The 18,423-nt window shown below is 66.6% G+C and carries 16 protein-coding genes; 13 read left to right on the forward strand and 3 right to left on the reverse strand.

Annotated elements, in window-relative coordinates:
- The first annotated feature begins 89 nt into the window (after positions 1-89).
- From MY55_RS09160 to MY55_RS09175, 4 genes are all read left to right on the forward strand, one after another.
- Entirely contained in the window at positions 90-2,525 is a 2,436-nt protein-coding gene (locus MY55_RS09160) for a heavy metal translocating P-type ATPase (protein ID WP_047257661.1), read from the forward strand.
- Positions 2,525-2,692 carry a cbb3-type cytochrome oxidase assembly protein CcoS gene (gene ccoS / locus MY55_RS09165; RefSeq protein ID WP_043572402.1) on the forward strand — a complete coding sequence of 56 codons (168 nt, stop codon included), beginning with the start codon at positions 2,525-2,527 and terminating at the stop codon, positions 2,690-2,692. The genes MY55_RS09160 and ccoS overlap by 1 nt, the downstream gene beginning before the upstream one ends.
- A gap of 157 nt (positions 2,693-2,849) precedes the next feature.
- Positions 2,850-4,151, forward strand: a complete 1,302-nt coding sequence (locus tag MY55_RS09170; protein WP_065202284.1) for a NupC/NupG family nucleoside CNT transporter — start codon at positions 2,850-2,852, stop codon at positions 4,149-4,151.
- A gap of 68 nt (positions 4,152-4,219) precedes the next feature.
- Positions 4,220-5,536: an MFS transporter gene (locus tag MY55_RS09175; protein ID WP_043572408.1), complete on the forward strand. Its 1,317-nt coding sequence runs from the start codon at positions 4,220-4,222 to the stop codon at positions 5,534-5,536.
- A gap of 58 nt (positions 5,537-5,594) precedes the next feature.
- On the opposite strand, the gene MY55_RS09180 is transcribed toward MY55_RS09175, so the two are convergent.
- From MY55_RS09180 to MY55_RS09190, 3 genes are all read right to left on the reverse strand, one after another.
- Entirely contained in the window at positions 5,595-7,886 is a 2,292-nt protein-coding gene (locus MY55_RS09180; RefSeq protein ID WP_065202285.1) for a CHASE domain-containing sensor histidine kinase, read from the reverse strand.
- A gap of 151 nt (positions 7,887-8,037) precedes the next feature.
- Complete coding sequence (locus MY55_RS09185) at positions 8,038-9,441, reverse strand: dihydrolipoyl dehydrogenase (RefSeq protein ID WP_065202286.1); 1,404 nt, start codon at positions 9,439-9,441, stop codon at positions 8,038-8,040.
- 141 nt (positions 9,442-9,582) lie between these two features.
- A complete protein-coding gene (locus MY55_RS09190; RefSeq protein WP_047237117.1) occupies positions 9,583-10,314 on the reverse strand; it encodes a redoxin family protein in 732 nt (243 codons plus the stop codon).
- Between the two features lie 189 nt (positions 10,315-10,503).
- Between MY55_RS09190 and gloA2 the strand changes: the two genes are divergently transcribed.
- The 9 genes from gloA2 to MY55_RS09235 all read left to right on the forward strand — a co-directional run bounded on the left by gloA2 (position 10,504) and on the right by MY55_RS09235 (position 18,423).
- The gene (gloA2, locus tag MY55_RS09195; RefSeq protein ID WP_047237116.1) at positions 10,504-10,911 is read left to right on the forward strand and encodes an SMU1112c/YaeR family gloxylase I-like metalloprotein; all 408 of its coding nucleotides are present in this window, start codon (positions 10,504-10,506) and stop codon (positions 10,909-10,911) included.
- Positions 10,912-11,025: 114 nt separating this feature from the next.
- On the forward strand, positions 11,026-12,915 hold the full coding sequence (locus MY55_RS09200) for a lytic transglycosylase domain-containing protein (RefSeq protein ID WP_043572417.1): 1,890 nt from the start codon (positions 11,026-11,028) through the stop codon (positions 12,913-12,915).
- Between the two features lie 16 nt (positions 12,916-12,931).
- Complete coding sequence (locus MY55_RS09205) at positions 12,932-13,891, forward strand: complex I NDUFA9 subunit family protein (protein ID WP_047237115.1); 960 nt, start codon at positions 12,932-12,934, stop codon at positions 13,889-13,891.
- Position 13,892: 1 nt separating this feature from the next.
- Positions 13,893-15,116 carry a multifunctional CCA addition/repair protein gene (locus MY55_RS09210; protein ID WP_043572422.1) on the forward strand — a complete coding sequence of 408 codons (1,224 nt, stop codon included), beginning with the start codon at positions 13,893-13,895 and terminating at the stop codon, positions 15,114-15,116.
- A complete protein-coding gene (locus MY55_RS09215; RefSeq protein WP_043572424.1) occupies positions 15,116-16,228 on the forward strand; it encodes a PrpF domain-containing protein in 1,113 nt (370 codons plus the stop codon). Before MY55_RS09210 ends, MY55_RS09215 begins: the two co-directional genes overlap by 1 nt.
- A 229-nt stretch (positions 16,229-16,457) precedes the next feature.
- Entirely contained in the window at positions 16,458-17,135 is a 678-nt protein-coding gene (locus tag MY55_RS09220) for a beta-ketoacyl synthase chain length factor (protein ID WP_052257916.1), read from the forward strand.
- Positions 17,128-17,910: a lysophospholipid acyltransferase family protein gene (locus MY55_RS09225; protein WP_043572426.1), complete on the forward strand. Its 783-nt coding sequence runs from the start codon at positions 17,128-17,130 to the stop codon at positions 17,908-17,910. Before MY55_RS09220 ends, MY55_RS09225 begins: the two co-directional genes overlap by 8 nt.
- A complete protein-coding gene (locus tag MY55_RS09230; protein ID WP_043572429.1) occupies positions 17,891-18,151 on the forward strand; it encodes a phosphopantetheine-binding protein in 261 nt (86 codons plus the stop codon). The genes MY55_RS09225 and MY55_RS09230 overlap by 20 nt, the downstream gene beginning before the upstream one ends.
- A 20-nt stretch (positions 18,152-18,171) precedes the next feature.
- Positions 18,172-18,423, forward strand: a complete 252-nt coding sequence (locus MY55_RS09235; RefSeq protein WP_043572432.1) for an acyl carrier protein — start codon at positions 18,172-18,174, stop codon at positions 18,421-18,423.

The raw sequence follows: 18,423 nt of genomic DNA on the forward strand, positions 1-18,423 counted from the left end.
AAGTCAATGCGCGAAATATTCGAATACGGCGACATATGCCATGAGCTGGATCAAGCAATGGCGACCGGCTTTGATTACAATGCCCCGTCATGAGCGAGAACTGTTTCCATTGCGGCTTGCCGGTCCCGCCCGGCGCCGATTTCCCCATCCGCTACCGCCAGCGCGATGAGGCCGCCTGCTGCGCCGGCTGCCAGGCCGTGGCCGCCACCATCATAAATTCCGGCCTGTCAGACTACTATCAGCACCGCACCGAGGGCGCGGCCCGCGCCGAAGCGCTGCCGCAGAATCTGCTGGAACAGATCCGGCTGTACGATTCCGACGAACTCCAGCGCGGCTTCGTCCACATTGACCGCGACCAGGTGCGCGAGGCTGCGCTGATGCTGGAAGGCATCACCTGCGCCGCCTGCATCTGGCTGAACGAACAGCATCTGCGCCGGCTGCCGGGCGTGGTCGGCGTCGACATCAATTACAGCACCCAGCGCGCCCGCGTGCGCTGGGACAACAGCCGCGTCAAGCTGTCCGCCATCCTGGAGGCGGTGGCAGCGATAGGCTACCGCGCCCACCCCTACGATGCCGAGCGCCAGGAAAAGCTGCAACAGAAGGAGCGCAAGCAGGCGCTGAGCCGGCTATGGGTGGCCGGCTTGTCGATGATGCAGGTGATGATGTACGCGGTGCCGGTCTACCTGGCGCCGGACGGCGACATCGCGCCCGACCTGCTGTGGCTGCTGCACTGGGCCAGCTTCATCCTCACGCTGCCGGTGCTGCTGTATTCCGCGCTGCCGTTCTACCGCGCCACCTGGCGCGATCTGAAAAGCGGCCGCGTCGGCATGGACACGCCGGTGACCATAGGCATCCTCACCGCTTTCTGCGCCAGCTTCTGGGCGCTGATCCACAAGTTCGAGCATGGCATCTATTTCGATTCGGTATCGATGTTCGTGTTCCTGCTGCTGGGCGGCCGCTACCTGGAATCGATCGCCCGCCGCAAGGCCGGGGCCGCCAGCGAAAGCCTGGTCAAGCTGGTGCCGGCCTTCGCGCACCGGCTGGACAATTGGCCCGCCAGCCGCGACAGCCATGAAGCCACCGTCGCCAGCCTGCGCCGCGGCGACGTGATCCTGGTCCGCCCGGGCGAAACCATCCCCGCCGACGGCGTGGTGCTGGATGGCCAAAGCGCCAGCGACGAGGCCTTGCTCACCGGCGAAAGCCGGCCCATTCCCAAAACCGCCGGCGACGCGGTGATAGCCGGCAGCGTCAACACCTCCAGCCCGCTGCTGCTGCGGGTGGAGGAAAGCGGGGAGTCGACCCGGCTGGCCGGCATCGTGCGCCTGCTGGACCGCGCGCTGGCGGAAAAGCCCCGGCTGGCGGTGCTGGCCGACCGCTTCGCCAGCTGGTTCGTCGCCCTGCTGCTGCTGGCCGCCGCCGCCAGTTATCTGGCCTGGCATTTCTTGGACCCCGGCCGCGCGCTGTGGATCATGGTGGCGGTGCTGGTCATCTCCTGCCCCTGCGCGCTGTCGCTGGCCACCCCGGCGGCCCTCACCGCCGCCGGCGGCAGCCTGGCCAGCCTGGGCGTGCTCGCCACTCGCGGCCACGCGCTGGAAACGCTGGCCAAAGTGACCGACGTGGTGTTCGACAAGACCGGCACCCTTACCCACGGCAGCATGAAGCTGCTGGACGTCGCCATCGAGGGCAGCCTCGCGCCGGAACAAGCGCTGGCGTTGGCCGCCGCGCTGGAGCACGGTTCGGAACACCCGCTGGCGCAGGCGCTGCGGCAAGCCGCCGAAGGCCTGGCCGCGCCGCGCGTCGAATCGCCGCTCAACCACCCGGGCCACGGCGTGGCAGGCGTGATGGCCGGGCGCGAATGGCGGCTGGGCTCCGCCCCCTTCATCGCCGCCTGGCTGCGGCAGCCGCAGCAAGACGTCGCCGACTGGCACGCCGGCAGCACCCAGGTGCTGCTGGCGAATAGCGACGGCGTGCAGGCCCGTTTCGCCATCGGCGACGCCGTGCGCGCCGACGCCGCCGAGCTGGTGGCGCGCCTGCGCCGGCGCGGACTGGCCGTGCATCTGCTCAGCGGCGACGGCGAACAGGCCGTCTGCGCGCTGGCGCGCGAGCTGGGGCTGGAACGCGCGCGCGCGCGCGCCACGCCGGAAGACAAGCTCGCCTACGTCGGCGCGTTGCAGGACGCCGGCCGCCGCGTGCTGATGGTGGGCGATGGCGTCAACGACGCGCCGGTGCTGGCCCGCGCCGACGTCTCCATCGCCATGGGCGGCGGCACTGACGTGGCGCGCACCAGCGGCGACATGGTGCTGATCGCGGACCAATTGGGCCTGATAGACGCGTCGCTGGACATCAGCCGGCGCACGCTGACGGTGATACGGCAAAACCTGTGCTGGGCGGCGGGGTATAATCTGGTGGCCTTGCCGCTGGCCGTGACCGGCCACGTCACGCCCTGGCTCGCCAGCCTGGGCATGGCGCTCAGCTCGCTGCTGGTGGCCGGCAATGCCCTGCGCCTAGTCAAACGGAAGAACTGATGGAAAGCCTCTACCTGCTCATCCCGCTCAGCCTGGTGCTGGCCTTCGTCATCGGCGCCATCTTCTGGTGGGCCACCCGCTCCGGCCAGTTCGACGACATGGAAGGCCCGGCCCACCGCATCCTGATGGACGACGACACCCCGCGCCGGGAGGACGATCAGCAGTAGTCCCTCCCGGCGCGGGATGGCCGCGAATTGACAAATCACGATTCGCTTATATAATCGCCCTCTTTTTTGCGAACAGCTTCCCGGCAACCGCCGCGCCGCCAGGCGCCCCGCTGCGGCCATCGCGCCCCTGCCGCTGTTTCACTCCCGAAGGGCATCCGTGAATACCATCCAAGCACTCGCCGGCATGTTGCTGCTGGTCGGCGTAGCCTATGCTTTTTCCACCCGCCGCGACGCCGTCAACTGGCGCACCGTGCTGATCGGCCTCGCCATCCAGAGCGGCTTGTTCCTCTTGATCAACTATATCCCGGCCATTCACCACGGTTTCGCCGCCTTCGGCGCCGGCTTCGCCAAAGTGCTGAGCTTCGCCGGCGAAGGCGCCGGCTTCGTCTTCGGCGACCTGGCCAAACCTGGCGGCAAGCTGGGCTTCCTGTTCGCCTTCACCGTGCTGCCGGTGATCATCTTCTTCTCCGCCTTCAGCGCGCTGCTCTACCATTTCGGCATCCTGCAGCGCGTGGTCGCCGCGCTGGCCTGGGCAATGAAGCGCAGCATGCGCATTTCCGGCCCGGAAAGCGTGGTGGCCGCCGCCAATATCTTCCTGGGCCAGACCGAGGCGCCGCTGCTGGTCCGCCCCTACATCCGCCACATGACCCGCTCCGAGTTGGCCTGCATCATGATCGCCGGCATGTCGACGCTGTCCGGCGGCGTGCTGGCCGCCTACGTCGCCTTCCTGGGCGGGCCGGACGCCGCCGAGCAGGCGCGCTTCGCCACCTACTTGCTGACCGCCTCCTGCATGAACGCGGCCGGGGCGGTGGTGTTCTGCAAGATCATGTTCCCGGAAACCGCCCCCGGCGAGCTGTCCAGCACCAAGCTGCAGGCGTCCAAGGAAAAGAGCGGGGGCAATTTCGTCAGCGCGGTGGTGACCGGCGCGCTGGACGGCATGAAAATGGCCGCCGCCGTGGCCACCATCCTGCTGGCCATCGTGGCGCTGATCGCGCTGGCCAACTTCCTGGTGAAGGACGGCCTGGGCCAGATGCTGGGCGTCAACGCCGCGATCCAGGCCTCCACCCACGGCATGTTCGACGGCCTGACGCTGCAATACTTGGCCGGCCAAGCCTTCCGGGTGTTCGCCTTCCTGATGGGAATCGGCTGGGATGAGACGCTGGGCGTCGGCAGCTTGCTGGGGCAGAAGATCGTTCTCAACGAATTCATCGCCTACCTCGACCTGGCCAAGATGAAGGCCGCCGGCACGCTGTCGGCGCCGACGGTGATGATTTCCACCTTCGCGCTGGCCAGCTTCTCCAACCTGTCGTCGGTGGGCATCTGCGTGGCGGGCATCGGCGCGCTGGCGCCGGAGCGGCAGCAGGAGCTGGCGCAGATCGGCATGCGCGCGCTGCTGGCCTCCATCCTGACCGGCTTCATGACCGCCTCCAGCGCCGGTTTGTGGCTGTCGCTATTCTGATCGGCACCTGACAGTGCGGCGGGAATCAGCTAGCATGCGATTCCCGCTTTTTACCAGAACGGCCATCCGTGAAAGCAGATTTCTCCTTTTTCGCCACCCGGCGCTTCCTGCCCTTGTTCGGCACCCAGTTCCTAGGCGCCTTCAACGACAATATGCTGAAAACCGCCATCGTGGTGCTGATCAGCTTTCACGGCCTGACCCTAGCCGGCCTGCCGCCGGAAATGCTGGTCAATCTGGCGGCCGGCATCTTCATCCTGCCCTTCTTCCTGTTTTCCGCCAGCGCCGGCAAATTATCCGAGCGTTACGACAAGGCGCGCATCGCCAGGCTGATCAAGCTGGCCGAGATCGCCATCATGCTGCTGGCCGGCGCCGGTTTCCTGTGGCAATCGGCCGGGCTGCTATTGTCAGCGCTGTTCCTGATGGGCACCCACTCCGCTTTCTTCGGCCCGATGAAATACTCGGTGCTGCCGCAATACCTGCGCGAAGACGAACTGGTCGGCGGCACCGGCCTGATCGAAATGGGCACCTTCCTCGCCATCCTGCTGGGCCAGCTGCTGGGCAGCGTGCTCACCCACAACGGCTCGCTGCTGATCATCGCCGCGCTGCTGGTCACCGCCGTGCTGGGCTATTTCAGCAGCACCGCCATGCCGGCGGTGGCGCCCGGCGCGCCGCATCTCAAGCTGTCGTGGAATTTCCTCGGCGATTCGGTGCAACTGGTGGGCAAGGCCTGGCGCATCCACGACGTGCGCTGCTCCATCCTGGGCATTTCCTGGTTTTGGCTGATGGGCGCGGTCTACACCACCCAGCTGCCCACCTTCACCCGCATGCACCTGGGCGGCGACGCCGACGTCTATACCCTGCTGCTGGCGCTGTTCTCCATCGGCATCGGCATCGGCTCGGTGATTTGCGCCAAGCTGTCTCACGGCAAGCTGCAGCTGGGCATCGTGCTGCTGGGCAGCGCCGGCATGACTGTGTTCGGCGGCGACCTGGCGCTGGGCGCGATGCCTCATTACCACGGCCCGCTGGCGACGCTGGCCGAATTCATGGCCCGCGCCAGCAGCTGGCGCAGCATCGCCGACGTGGCGCTGCTGGGCTTCTTCGGCGGCTTCTTCACCGTGCCGCTGTACACCTGGCTGCAAACCGGCAGCCCGGATGAGTTCCGCTCGCAGGCGGTGGCCGCCAACAACATCATCAACGGCTTTTACATGGTGGCGGCCGCCATCGGCAGCGTGCTGATGCTGAAATGGTTCGACAGCATCTCGATGCTGCTGCTGGCGGTGGCCGCGCTCAACATCCTCGCCACCGCGCACCTGGCCTGGTGCGCGCCGGACATCTGGCGCCAGCGCTTCAGCTGGATCGCGCCGCTGTTCGCCGGCAAGGCCTGAGCCGATAAAACGACAACGGGGGCAAACGCCCCCGTTTCGCATTGCCCGCCCGGCGCGCTCATTCGCCAGCCCCGTGCGCGGCAGCCTCCTTCTCCCCCAGCAGCAGCGACAGGCGCTCCATGGTTTTGCTGTTCTCCGCGTCCGGCAGCGAAACGAAGAAGCAGATCCCGCCCGCCGGCAGGTTTTCCGCGTAAATGCTGCCGGCGTGCGCCAGGGCGATCTGCCGGCAGATCGCCAAACCCAGCCCGGTGCCGCCGGAACCGTTGGCGGTGGCGCTGCTCTGCACGAACTTGTCGAAAATTCGCTCCAATTCGGCTTCCGGCACCCCCGGCCCCTGATCGGCCACCGACAGGGTGACGATGGAGCCGAAATGCTGCAGACCGATGCGGATCCGGCCGCCATGCGGCGAGAACTTGATCGCATTGGACAGCAGATTGGCCAATATCTGCTGCATGGACTTGCGATCCACCCAGGCGAGCAGCGGCAGCGGCGGCAACTCCAGCTTCAAGCCGATGCCCGCCTCCGCCATGCGCCCCTCTTCCGCCTGCGTCATCAGGCGGACCAGCTCGCATAGATCCACGTCCTCGCGGTGCAGCGCCATGCGCCCCGACTCCAGCTTGGCCAGATCCAGCAAATCGTTCAGCAAGACCAGCAGCCTGGCGCCGCTGGCATGGATATTGTCGAAATAGCGCTTGATCCGCTCCGGCGGCGCCTGCCCGACCTTGTCGCCGCCGATCTCGGCGAAGCTGAGTATGCCGTGCAGCGGCGTGCGCAGCTCATGCGACATATTGGCCAGGAATTCCGACTTGGCCTGATTCGCCCGCTCCGCCTCCTCCTTCGCCTGCAACAAGTCGGCGGTGCGTTGCGCGACCAGCTCCTGCAAATGATTGCGGTGGCCGTACAACTCTTGCTCCGACCGCTTGCGTTCGGTGATGTCGCGGCCGACGCCGCGATAGCCGCACAGCTCGCCGTCCGCGCTCAGCAGCGGACAGGCGTTGATGGCTATCCAGCGCTCCTCTGCGCGCCGCCGGTAGCTCAGCTCGAAATCCCGCACCTCTTGGCGCCCGGCGAACAGCCGCGACAGCCGCTCAGCCTGGTCGCGGTTCGCGCGCACCGGCCGCCACTCCCGCCAGTGGCGGCCTAGCAGCTTGCCCAGCGGCACGCCGGTCAATTCGCTGAAATGCTCGGAACAGTAGCTGAGCCGTCCTTCGGCATCCAGCTCCCACAGCCAGTCCGAGGCGATGCTGGCGAACATGCGGAAACGCTCCTCGCCCTGCCTTAGCGCGCGGGCGCTTCGGCTGGCCAACTCTTCCGCCACCTCGCGGCGCCGGTGCAGCAGGTTCAAGTAAATGCCGAGCAGCAGCGTGAACCCCATGCCGGCCGGCAACACCAGCAGCGCCGCATGGCTGCCGCTGGCCTCCAGGTAACGCGGCAGCGCGCGCAAGGTCACCTTCCAGACCCGCCCGCCTATCGCCAGCTTGCGGCTCAGCCACGGGCTTCCCGGACTCGCTCGCTGCGTCGGCGCCACCAGGCTGACCGTGCCGCCGCCGCCGACATCGTCCAGCTGCAGACTGATCCCTTTTTCAGCCAGCGCCGGGAGGGCCCGCGCCGCCAGCCGGGCGGCGTTGATGCCGCCCACCACCACGCCGCCGCGGACGCCGGGCACAGGAATGATCATCGACACCCCCTTGCCGGAGTCGTCGTTGAACTGGGCCAGGATCAGCGGCTCGCTGATCCTGGCCTGGCCGCTGGCCAGCGCGCGGCGGATGGCTTCGCGCCGCCTGGGCTCCGACCACAGGTCGAAACCCCATACTTTCGGATTGTCTTCCTTGGGCGCGATATAGGTCACCGGATAGTATTCGGGCCGGATGCCGGCGGCGACAATGCGGCCATCGGCCCGCTTCTCGCGGACCTTGCCGTACTTCGCCTCATAAGCCGGCCGGCCGGCCTGCGGCACCAGCGGCGCCCAGCCTATCCCTTGAAACAGCGGCCGGCTCGCCACCAGCGGCCTGGCGAAACGGTAGAAATCATCCTGGCGGATATTGGGCGCGTTGCCCATGAAAAGCGCCAATGAGTCCAGCGCGTCGACATCCTGCTGGATCGCGCTCGCCAGTTGCTCGGCCGCCGCCCCGGCATCGTGGCGGAAATTGGACTCGGTCGCCGCCCGCTCAGCCCTGTCGAAATGACGCGACAATATGACGGTGAGCAACAACGGCGCCAGCAGGATCAGTCCCTGCACCTCGCGCCGGGCCACCATGCGCCGGCAGCGCGCCGCGCCGGCCCGCGCGCGCGGCCAGCGCCACAAGACACCGGCCAGCGCAGCGCTCTTCGCCGGCCAGCCTTGGCTCACCTCAAACTCCCGCTAAAGCGAAAACCCCGCGCCAACGCAAAGCCGGCACGGGGTTTTCGGGACGGGGCTCCAGCCCCGCTCTGGGCGGCGAAGGACATGAATCACTCCAAGCGCGATGCTTATGGAATATTCATAGCCGCTGCGGCCTCACTTAGGCAAGCGCTATCGCATCCAGCTTCGCCTTCGCGTCGCGCAGAGCGGTGCGCAAGCCTTCTTCTATCACCGGGTGATAGAAAGGCATTTGCAGCATTTGCGCCACCGTCAGCTGTTGCTGATGGCTCCAGGCCAATAGATGCGCCAGATTCTCCGCCCGCGGGCCTATCATCTCGGCTCCCAGGAAGCGGCCGGTTTCCTTGTCCGCGTATACGTGCAACAGGCCTTTGTTGATCCCCATCACCCGGCTGCGCCCCTGGTCCTCGAAGCTGACCTCGCCCGCCACGAAACCCTCGTCGGCCAGATCGGCGAAACGGCGGCCCACCATCATCATCTGCGGATCCGAAAACACCACCGCGATAGGCGAACGGCGCAATCCGGCCGTCAATTGCGGGTAAGACGCGGCATTGCCGCCGGCGGTAGCGCCTTCGTCGGCCGCCTCATGCAGCAAGGGGAGGATATCGTTGGCGTCGCCGGCGATGAAGACCGGCGCGCCGACGCACAGCAGCGTTTCCGGGTCGAACATCGGCACGCCGCGGGCATCCAGCAGCACGCTGGTATTCTCCAGACCGAGGCCGCGCACATTGGGGGCGCGGCCGGTGGCGGCCAACACATAATCGAAGCGCTCCTCCACCTCCGCGCCGTCCAGGCTCACATAGCGGATCCGCGCCGCGTCGCCATCATTGGCCATTTCCAGCACCTTGGCGTCCGGGTCCAGGTAAAACTCGTTGCCCAGCGCCTGGCGCGCATAGTCGCGCACCGCCGGATCGCTCAAGGGTCCCACGCCGCCGCGGGCGCCGAATACCTTCACCTTCACGCCCAAACGCGACAGCGCCTGTCCAAGCTCCAGGCCGATGACGCCGGGGCCGAACACCGCCACGCTTTGCGGCAGGTCTTCCCAATCGAACACGTCATCGTTGATGATCAGGCGGTCGCCGAAGGCCTGAAACGGCGGCGGGATCACCGGCGACGAACCGGTGGCGATCACCACGCGCTTGGCCTGTACCAAGGTATGCTCGTCCACCTGCAAGGTGGTGTTGTCGATGAAGCGGGCATAGCCGCGCAGCTTGTCCTCGGTCGGAATGCCATCCACGCTTCGCACCACGAAGCCGACGAAGCGGTCGCGCTCGCTCTTGACGCGAGCCATCACTTCGCGGCCGTCGATGCGCACCTCGCCATCCACATGCACGCCGAACATATCTGCATGGCTCGCATGGTGGGCGGCCTCGGCGGCGGCGATCAGCAGCTTGGACGGCATGCAGCCGACGCGGGCGCAGGTGGTGCCGTAAGGCCCGCCCTCGATCACGATGGCGGAAGCGCCGCCGGCCTTGGCGGCGCGGTAGGCGGCGAGGCCGGCGGTGCCGGCGCCGATGACGGCTACGTCGATATGGATGGTTTTCATGGTTTTATCCTTGTATCTGGCAGGGATGCGGCACGCCACGCACGCATGGCGTCCCGCATCCCGGCAAAAAAGGCGGCCGGCAGGAGTACCGGCCCAAAAGAACCGGCGGCGTCAGGGCCCGAGCCGCCGGAAACGAACACCTTACTTGGCGAAGCGCTTTTCCACTTCGTCTGCCGAGCCGATCAGTTCGCCGTTGATGAACACTTGCGGAGCGGTCATCTTGCCGGACACCGCGCCCAGCGCCTTGCCGCGGATCTTGTTGTCCAGCGGCACTTCGACGAAGTCGTAGCCGTTTTCGGCCAACACGGCCTTGGCGCGGGCGCAGTGCGGGCAGCCCACCTTGGTGAACACCACGACCTGGTCGGGCTTCTTGGCGTTGGGGTTGATGTAATTCAGCATGGTGTCGGCGTCGGACACCTTGAACGGATCGCCCGGCTCTTGCGGCTCGATGAACATCTTCTGCACCACGCCGTCCTTCACCAGCATCGCGTAGCGCCAGCTGCGCTTGCCGAAGCCCAGATCGGCCTTGTCCACCAGCATGCCCATGCCTTCGGTGAAATCGCCGTTGCCATCGGGTATCATCACGATGTTGGCGGCTTCCTGATCCTTGGCCCACTCGTTCATCACGAAGGTGTCGTTGACCGACACGCACAGGATGGCGTCGACGCCGTTGGCGTAGAATGCCGGCGCCAGTTCGTTGAAGCGCGGCAGGTGGGTGGACGAGCAAGTCGGGGTGAAAGCGCCCGGCAGCGAGAACAGGGCGATGGTCTTGCCGTCGAACAGTTCGGCGGTGCTCACGTTTTTCCACTCGTTGTTTTCGCGGATGCGGAAAGTGACGTTCGGTACGCGTTGGCCTTCACGATTTTGCAGCATGGTCAGCTCCTTGTGGGGTGTTGGTTGTTTGCTATCGATGAATGCATTCTGATAGCCAGCACCAAAAAGGTCTAATTGATTGTTGCAAGATTTTTGATTGTCTTTTTCAATGACTCCGCCCCGCGCTGGGCAGCCCGCCGCCCGCGACGTTAAAATGCCGGCATCCGGCAACTGCCTCGTTCAACGACCATGCATATCAGCGGCCTGCATCATCTCGCCATCATCGCCTCCGACTATGCGCGCTCGCGCGACTTCTACCACCGCGTTCTCGCCCTGCCCATCGTGGCGGAGAACTGGCGCGCCGACCGGCAGTCGTGGAAACTGGACCTGGCCCTGCCCGACGGCAGCCAGATCGAACTGTTCAGCTTCCCGCAAACGCCGGCGCGCCCCACCCGGCCCGAGGCCTGCGGGCTGCGCCACCTGGCTTTCGCCTGCCCGGACATAGACGCGGCCCGCGCGCACTTGCTGGCCCAGGGGGTAGAGGCGGAAGCGATCCGCCTGGACGAATACACCGGCTCGCGTTTCTTCTTTTGCGCCGACCCGGACCGCTTGCCGATAGAGTTTTACCAGGCGGCGCATGCCGACCGCCCGACATGACCAACATGCCGGGCGCGCCCGCCTTCATATTTCGCCATTGGCTGTCATAGTGAATTATCGAACCGCCGGCGCCAGCGCCGCGCCGGCGGCAATCCACCCGAAAACGGAATGCTTATGAATATCTCTAACACGCCTGCCCTCCTGGCAGGCTTGCTGGTCGCCCTCGGCACCGCGGCCTCCGCGCACGCGGGCGCCGACGACACCCTGCTGGCGGCCCGCGACGCCTTCCGCGCCAATGAACTGGGCAGGCTGGCCAGCCTGGGCGGCAGCCTGCCGGACAGCTATCCGCTGAAGGATTACCCTTCCTACTGGCTGGCCTGGAAGGCGCTGGAAAAAAACGACGACGCCCAGGTGACGCGCTTTCTCGAACAGGTGCCGGAAGGCCTGATGCCGGAGCGGATACGCAACGAATGGGTGAAGAAGCTGGGGATGCGCGAAAACTGGACCGCTTTCGCCGCCGAATGGAAAAAGCTGCCGGAGGAAGGCCGCGACGAGGAGTCCAGCTGTTATGGCCAACTGATGGGGCTGTACCAGGGGCAGAAGCCCGACAACCTCGACCGCTTCCTGGAGGGCAAGCCGGTCCCGGACGGCTGCAACCGCCTGATCGAAGGCGCGTACGCCCGCGGACTGATCAACCAGGACTGGCTGTGGCGCCGCGCCCGCCTGCTGCTGGCCGGCAACTTCGTCAGCCAGGCGCGCCAGTTGGCCGCCGACACCCAGCTGCCGCTGGACAACGCCGCGCTCAACAAGCCGGCCAACGCCAATTTGTCCACTCCGGGCGGCCAGGAAGCCGCGCTGCTGGAAATCGAGCGCAAAGCGAAAACCGACTTGGACGGCGCCGCCGCCAGCCTGTCCCGTCTGGAAGGCAATATCGACGCCGACCGCAGCGGCTTCGGCTGGGGGCAGTTGGCGCTGCTGTCGGCGCGCAAGCAGCTGTCCGCCCAGGCGCTGCAATGGTTCGACAAGGCCGATCCGCGCCAGCTCACCGCCGACCAATGGGAATGGTGGGCGCGCTCGGCGCTGCGCCTGGAGCAATGGACGCAGCTGGACGGCATCATCCGCCGGATGCCGGCGGCGGTCGCGGCGCGCCCGGCATGGCGCTACTGGCTGGGACGCTCGCTGCAGCAGCAGGGCAAGCCGGCGCTGGCCGCGCCGCTGTTCAGCCAGGCCAGCGTCGGCCATAACTACTACGCGCTGCTGTCGCTGGAGGAACTGGGCAATTCGCTGTCCGCCTCCACCAATAAAACCATGCCCAGCGCCGACGATGTCGCGCGGATGAAGCAGGACCCCGCCATTCGCCGCTCGCTGGCCTTGCTGTCGGTGGCCGAAATCTACACCAAGCCCGAATTCCGCACCGACGCGCAGCGCGAATGGCGCTGGGCAATGCGCGGCCGCAACGATATGGAACTGCTGGCCGCGGCGGAAATCGCCCGCAAGGAAGGCTTTTACGACATGGCCATCTACAGCGCCGAGCGCACCAAGGAAGAGCATGACTTCTCGCTGCGCTACCTGACGCCCTACCGCGACATCACCCAGAAGTACGCGCGCCAGCTCGACATCGACGACGCCTGGGTCTACGGCCTGATCCGCCAGGAAAGCCGCTTCATCACCATGGCGCGCTCCGGCGTCGGCGCCTCCGGCCTGATGCAGCTGATGCCGGCCACCGCCAAGTGGGCGGCCAAGAAAATCGGCCTCACCCATTTCGCCGTCAACGACATCGACACAAATGTCCAGCTGGGCACCTGGTATCTGCGCTACGTGCTGGACAACCTGTCCGGCAATCAGGTGATGGCCACCGCCGCCTACAACGCTGGCCCCAGCCGCGCCCGCAACTGGCAGACCAACCGCGCGCTGGACGGCACCATCTATGCCGAAACCATACCGTTCAGCGAAACCCGCGATTACGTGCAAAAAGTGATGGCCAGCGCCGCCTACTACTCCAGCACCTTCGGCCACGCCAATATCTCGCTGAAAAACCGCATGGGCATGATCCCTCCGCGCTGAACCGGAACCAACCGTGATGAACCAGACAATTGCCCCACTCCCGCAAAAGATCTGCCTGATAGGCGGCAGCGGATTCATTGGCCGCCATCTGGCGGCGCGGCTGGCCGGGGACGGCCACCGCATCACCGTGGCCAGCCGCAAAACCGCGCTGCCTGAATTCCTGGTGCTGCCGTCGGCGCGGCTGGTGAACGCCGACATTCACGACCCCGCGCAGCTGGAGGCGCTGATCTCCGGCCACGACGCGGTAGTCAGCATGGTCGGCATCCTGCACGGCAGCCGCGCCCAGTTCGAAAAAAACCACGCGCGCCTGCCCGAAGCCATAGTCGAAGCCTGCCGCCGCCAGCGCGTGCCGCGCCTGGTGCATGTCAGCGCGCTGGGCGCGGCCCAGGACGCTCCAAGCGATTACCTGCAGACCAAGGCATTGGGCGAGCTGGCGGTGGAAGGCAGCGGGCTGGACTGGACCATTCTGCGCCCCTCGGTAGTGTTCGGCCGCGACGACGCCTTCCTCAATCTGTTCGCCGCGCTGCAGAAACGGTTGCCCTTGCTGCCGCTGGCCGGCGCCGCCAGCAAGATGGCGCCAGTATGGGTGGAAGACGTGGCGCGGGCGGTGTGCGCCAGCCTCGGCCGGCCGCAAACCCTGCGCCGCAAGCTGGACCTGGCCGGACCCGAGATTTACACGCTGGCAGAGCTGGCCAGACTGGCCGGCCGCTGCAGCGGCCATTCCCGTCCGGTCATCGGGCTGCCTGACAGCCTGGCCATGCTGCAGGCCGGCCTGATGGAACGGCTGCCCGGCCCCACGCTGATGAGCCGCGACAATGTCCGTTCGCTGCGTTGGGACAATATCAGCGAGCATCCCTTTCCGTCCGGGCCGCTGGGCTTCGCGCCCACCCCGCTGTCGGCGCTGGCGCCCGCCTGGCTATCAGGCCGCGACGGCAATCATATCGTCTCCCGCTACCGGGAAAAGGCTGCGCGTTAAGATGGACATTTATATCGTCGGCGGCGCGGTCCGCGACCGCCTGCTGGGCCTGCCGGTCAAGGACCGCGACTGGGTGGTGGTGGGCGCCACGCCGCAGCAGATGCTGGACCAGGGTTTCCGCCCGGTCGGCAAGGACTTTCCGGTATTCCTGCACCCGCAAACGCAGGAGGAGTACGCGCTGGCCCGCACCGAGCGCAAGATAGCCAAGGGCTACCACGGCTTCGTATTTCACACCGATAGCGGCGTGACGCTGGAGCAAGACCTGGCGCGGCGCGACCTCACCATCAACGCCATCGCCGAAGCCGGCGACGGCAGCCTGATCGATCCCTATGACGGCCAGGCCGATCTGAAGGCCGGCATTCTGCGCCACGTCAGCGACGCCTTCGCCGAGGACCCGGTGCGCATTTTGCGGCTGGCGCGCTTCGCCGCCCGCTTCGATTTCGCCGTCGCGCCGGAAACCATGGCGCTGATGCGGCAAATGGTGGACAGCGGCGAAGCCGATGCCCTGGTGGCCGAGCGGGTATGGCAGGAACTGGCCAAGGGCTTGATGGAAGACAAGCCTTCGCGGATGCTGCTGACGCTGCGAGAATGCGGCGCGCTCGCGCGCGTGCTGCCGGAAGTGGATGCCCTGTTCGGCGTGCCGCAGCGCGCCGACTACCACCCGGAAATCGATTGCGGCGACCACACCATGCGGGTGCTCGATTACGCGGCCGCCGCCGGCTACCCGCTGGCGGTGCGCTTCGCCGCGCTCGGCCACGACCTGGGCAAGGCGCTGACGCCGCCCGAGGTGCTGCCGCGGCATATCGGCCACGAGATCAACGGCACCCGGCCGCTGGCCGAACTGTGCCGCCGCCTGCGCGTGCCCAGCGACTGCCGCGACCTCGCCCACATCACCATGGTCAACCACACCAAGGTGCATCAGGCGCAGGAGTTGCGGCCCGCCACCGTGCTGCGGCTGTTCAAGGACAGCGACGCCCTGCGCCGGCCCGACCGCTTCCGCCAGATGCTGGACGCCTGCCTCGCCGACGCGCGCGGCAGGCTGCATTTCGAAACCGCGGCCTACCCGCAAAAGGACTACCTCGAGAGACTGCTGGCTGCTACGCTGCAAATTGATGCCGGCGCCATAGCCGCCGGCTGCAGCGACAAGGCCGCGATTCCCGCCACGCTGGATGCGGCCCGCACCGCCGTCATCGCCGACTGCAAGGAGCAATGGGAGGACCGCTGATGGATGCGCTTTACCGCCTGCCGGCCATGCTGATGCGCGGCGGCACCAGCAAGGGGCTGTTCATCCGCGCCGACTCGCTGCCGGAAGACACCGAGCAATGGGAAGCCATGCTGCTGCGCGCCCTCGGCAGCCCCGATCCCTACGGCCTGCAGATGGATGGGCTGGGCACCGGGCTGGCCAGCAGCAGCAAGGTGATGATACTCAGCCCCTCGCGCCGCGACGATTGCGACATCGACTGCCTGTTCGGCCACGCCTCCATCGCCGACGCGCGCATCGACTGGTCCGGCAACTGCGGCAACCTCAGCGCCGCCGCGCCGCTGTTCGCCATGCTGGAAAACATGGCGCGTCCCGCGGACGGCGTCGCCACCATCGCCATCTGGCAAGCCAATGTCGGCAAGCGCATCCTGGCCGAGCTGGAAGTCTTCGACGGCCAGCCGGTGTGGCAGGGCGACTTCTTCATCGACGGCGTGTCCTTCCCCGGCGCGCCGATCCGGCTGCGCTTCCTCGACCCCTGCGGCGTCAGCTCGGGCGAGCTGTTCCCGTCCGGCCGGCTGATGGACGAGCTCAAACTGCCCGACGGCAGCCACATCGAGGCCACGCTGGTGGACGCCGGCAACCCTACCGTGTTCGTGCGGGCGCGCGACTTCGGCCTGAGCGGGCGCGAGCCGGCCGGACCGATGCCGCTGGCCACGCTGCGCCGGCTGGAGCTGGCCCGCGCCACCGCCGCAGTGGCGATGGGGCTGGCCGAAGACATCTTCGCCGCCGAACGCGAGCGGCCGGCCTTTCCCAGAATCAGCTTCCTGTCCGCCGCCGCCGATGCCGAATGCCAGCTCAACGCGCGGCTATTGTCGATGGACAGGGTGCATCATGCCTATTCCGGCACCGGCGCCATCGCGCTGGCCTGCGCCTGCGCGGTCGACGGCACCCTGCCGGCGGAGCTGGCCGGCGGCGCGGTGCGAGGCATGCCGCTCACTTTCAGCCACGCCAGCGGCAAGCAGACGCTGGAAGCGGTGCTGGGCCGCGCGGAGTTGGGGTGGTCGGTCAGCGAGGTGGTGATGACGCGCACCGCCAGGCCGCTGATGCGCGGCGAGGTCTACATCCCGCCAGCCTGAGTCCATGCCATTGACGTGAATTGACCATTTCCGCCACGCCAGGCGGGATGCTCTCTTGCCTGAAAGCCCCCGAAAATCAAGCCCCCTCCCCCGCCGCCCGGCGGGACAAAGAAATAAGCCCGCAGTTCCTGTTCATTTTTTTATTTAAAATTGTAAAATTTCGGCCCTAACTATCATCTATGCAACAAAATCGGCTGCCGCGCAGTCCGAATGGAAAACCGAACGCCCGATGTCATCCGCTTTGCATTTCACAATCGACAGCCTGATCAGCTGGCCTCCGGCCCCGGATGTCGACGGCCAGACCAGCCACCCGCCGCTGGAGCCGGTCCCCGCCATGCAGCGGCGGCGCATGAGCCCGCTGTGCAAGGCTGCCATGCATGGCGCGTTCGGCCTGGGCGACGGCGGCGACGACATTCCCTTGGTATTCGCATCGCGCTTCGGCGACATGTCCCGCTCCATCGAACTGTTGCAGCAACTCAGCCAGGGCGAGTCGCTCTCCCCCACCCAGTTCAGCCTGTCGGTGCACAACGCCATCGGCGCGCTGCACGGCATATTGTCCGGCCATGCCGGACAGTACACGGCGATCGCCGCCGCCGAAGAAACCGTGGAGGCGGCCTGCTGCGAAGCATTGGCCATGCTGGTCGACGGCGCGCCGGCTGTGCGGCTGGTGGTTTACGACGCCCCGCTTCCCGCGCCATACCAAGACGCCGCGCCGGCTCAGCCGCCGCTCATCGCCTGGGCATGCCGGCTGCGCCTGGCCGACAGCGGCCCGCGCTTCAGCCTGGAAAGCGCGCCTGCCAGCGGCGACGCCGACAGCCAAGGGCTGTGGCCGTTCCTGAACAGCGCTGCCCGGCAGCATACCCACCATTGCGGCCAACGCGACTGGCATTGGGCCCGACATGGCTGAACGCTGCAATTATTTGTGGCGCCTGATGGCCACCGCCATCGCCTTCTCCGTGTTCGGACTGGGCGGCGTGCTGTTCTCGCTGATCGTCTTTCCGCTGCTGATGCTGCTGGTGCGCCGCCCGGCGCGCCGCATCGCCTTGTCGCGGCGCGTGGTCCAGATAAGCTTCGCGGCCTTCATTCAATTGATGCGCGCGCTGGGCATTCTCCGCTACCGCATCGTCGGCGCCGAAAAACTGCGGCGCCCCGGCCTGCTGATCCTGGCCAACCACCCCACGCTGATAGACGTGGTATTCCTCATTTCGCTGCTACCAAATGCCGACTGCATCGTCAAGTCGTCGCTGGCGCGCAATCCGTTCACCCGCGGCCCGGTGCGCGCCTCCGGCTACATTTGCAACGATTCCAGCGAAGGGCTGATCGAGGACTGCATTCACTCCGTCCACGACGGCAACAATCTGGTGATCTTCCCGGAAGGCACCCGCACGCCGCTGGACGGCCGCTTCACATTGCAGCGCGGCGCCGCCAATATCGCCGTCCGCGGCCGCCGCGCCATCACCCCCGTGTCCATCCGCTGCGAACCGCGCAGCCTGGCCAAGGGCGTGCCCTGGTGGCGGATTCCGCCGCGGCCGATGCATTTCACCATCGAGGTGCTGGACGACCTGCCGGTCGCGCCGTTTCTCGAGGGGCAGAGCGAAGCCATGGCTGCCCGCAAACTGACCCGTTTCCTGCACGACTTTTACCTTACGACATCGAGCCTTCATGCAAACCCTGGAACTTGAGATCAAAAACCTGTTGATCACCTCCTTGAATCTGGAAGACATCACCCCCGACGACATCGTCGCCGACGCCCCGCTGTTCGGCGACGGCCTGGGCCTGGACTCCATCGACGCGCTGGAGCTGGGCCTCGCGCTGCAGAAGCGCTACGGCATCACCCTGTCCCCGGACGGCGAGGAAACCCGCCGCCATTTCGCCAGCATCGCCAGCCTGGCCGGCTTCGTCGCCAGCGCGCGCAAGCTGTAACCCCACTTCCGGAGACCGCCATGACCAAAGACGAACTCTTCGCGCGCCTGAGCGCTGTGCTGCAGGACACTTTTGAAATCGAAGCCGACGCCATCCACCCGGAAGCGCGCCTGCGCGAAGACCTGGACATCGACAGCATCGACGCCGTGGACCTGATCGTCCAGTTCCGTCCGCTGGTGGGCAAACGCCTGCAGCCGGACGTGTTCAAGTCGGTGCGCACGCTGCAAGACGTAGTGGACGCCCTCCACGGCCTGATGCAGGAAAACGACTGA

The sequence above is a fragment of the Chromobacterium subtsugae genome (assembly GCF_001676875.1).
Lineage (GTDB): Bacteria > Pseudomonadota > Gammaproteobacteria > Burkholderiales > Chromobacteriaceae > Chromobacterium > Chromobacterium subtsugae.

Bases quoted from the DNA above. Each gene is read 5' to 3' on its own strand.
- MY55_RS09160 (WP_047257661.1), top strand. From the start codon at position 90: ATGAGCGAGAACTGTTTCCATTGCGGCTTGCCGGTCCCGCCCGGCGCC.
- ccoS (WP_043572402.1), top strand. From the start codon at position 2,525: ATGGAAAGCCTCTACCTGCTCATCCCGCTCAGCCTGGTGCTGGCCTTC.
- MY55_RS09185 (WP_065202286.1), bottom strand. From the start codon at position 9,441: ATGAAAACCATCCATATCGACGTAGCCGTCATCGGCGCCGGCACCGCC.
- MY55_RS09190 (WP_047237117.1), bottom strand. From the start codon at position 10,314: ATGCTGCAAAATCGTGAAGGCCAACGCGTACCGAACGTCACTTTCCGC.
- gloA2 (WP_047237116.1), top strand. From the start codon at position 10,504: ATGCATATCAGCGGCCTGCATCATCTCGCCATCATCGCCTCCGACTAT.
- MY55_RS09200 (WP_043572417.1), top strand. From the start codon at position 11,026: ATGAATATCTCTAACACGCCTGCCCTCCTGGCAGGCTTGCTGGTCGCC.
- MY55_RS09205 (WP_047237115.1), top strand. From the start codon at position 12,932: ATGAACCAGACAATTGCCCCACTCCCGCAAAAGATCTGCCTGATAGGC.
- MY55_RS09210 (WP_043572422.1), top strand. From the start codon at position 13,893: ATGGACATTTATATCGTCGGCGGCGCGGTCCGCGACCGCCTGCTGGGC.
- MY55_RS09215 (WP_043572424.1), top strand. From the start codon at position 15,116: ATGGATGCGCTTTACCGCCTGCCGGCCATGCTGATGCGCGGCGGCACC.
- MY55_RS09220 (WP_052257916.1), top strand. From the start codon at position 16,458: ATGTCATCCGCTTTGCATTTCACAATCGACAGCCTGATCAGCTGGCCT.
- MY55_RS09225 (WP_043572426.1), top strand. From the start codon at position 17,128: ATGGCTGAACGCTGCAATTATTTGTGGCGCCTGATGGCCACCGCCATC.
- MY55_RS09230 (WP_043572429.1), top strand. From the start codon at position 17,891: ATGCAAACCCTGGAACTTGAGATCAAAAACCTGTTGATCACCTCCTTG.
- MY55_RS09235 (WP_043572432.1), top strand. From the start codon at position 18,172: ATGACCAAAGACGAACTCTTCGCGCGCCTGAGCGCTGTGCTGCAGGAC.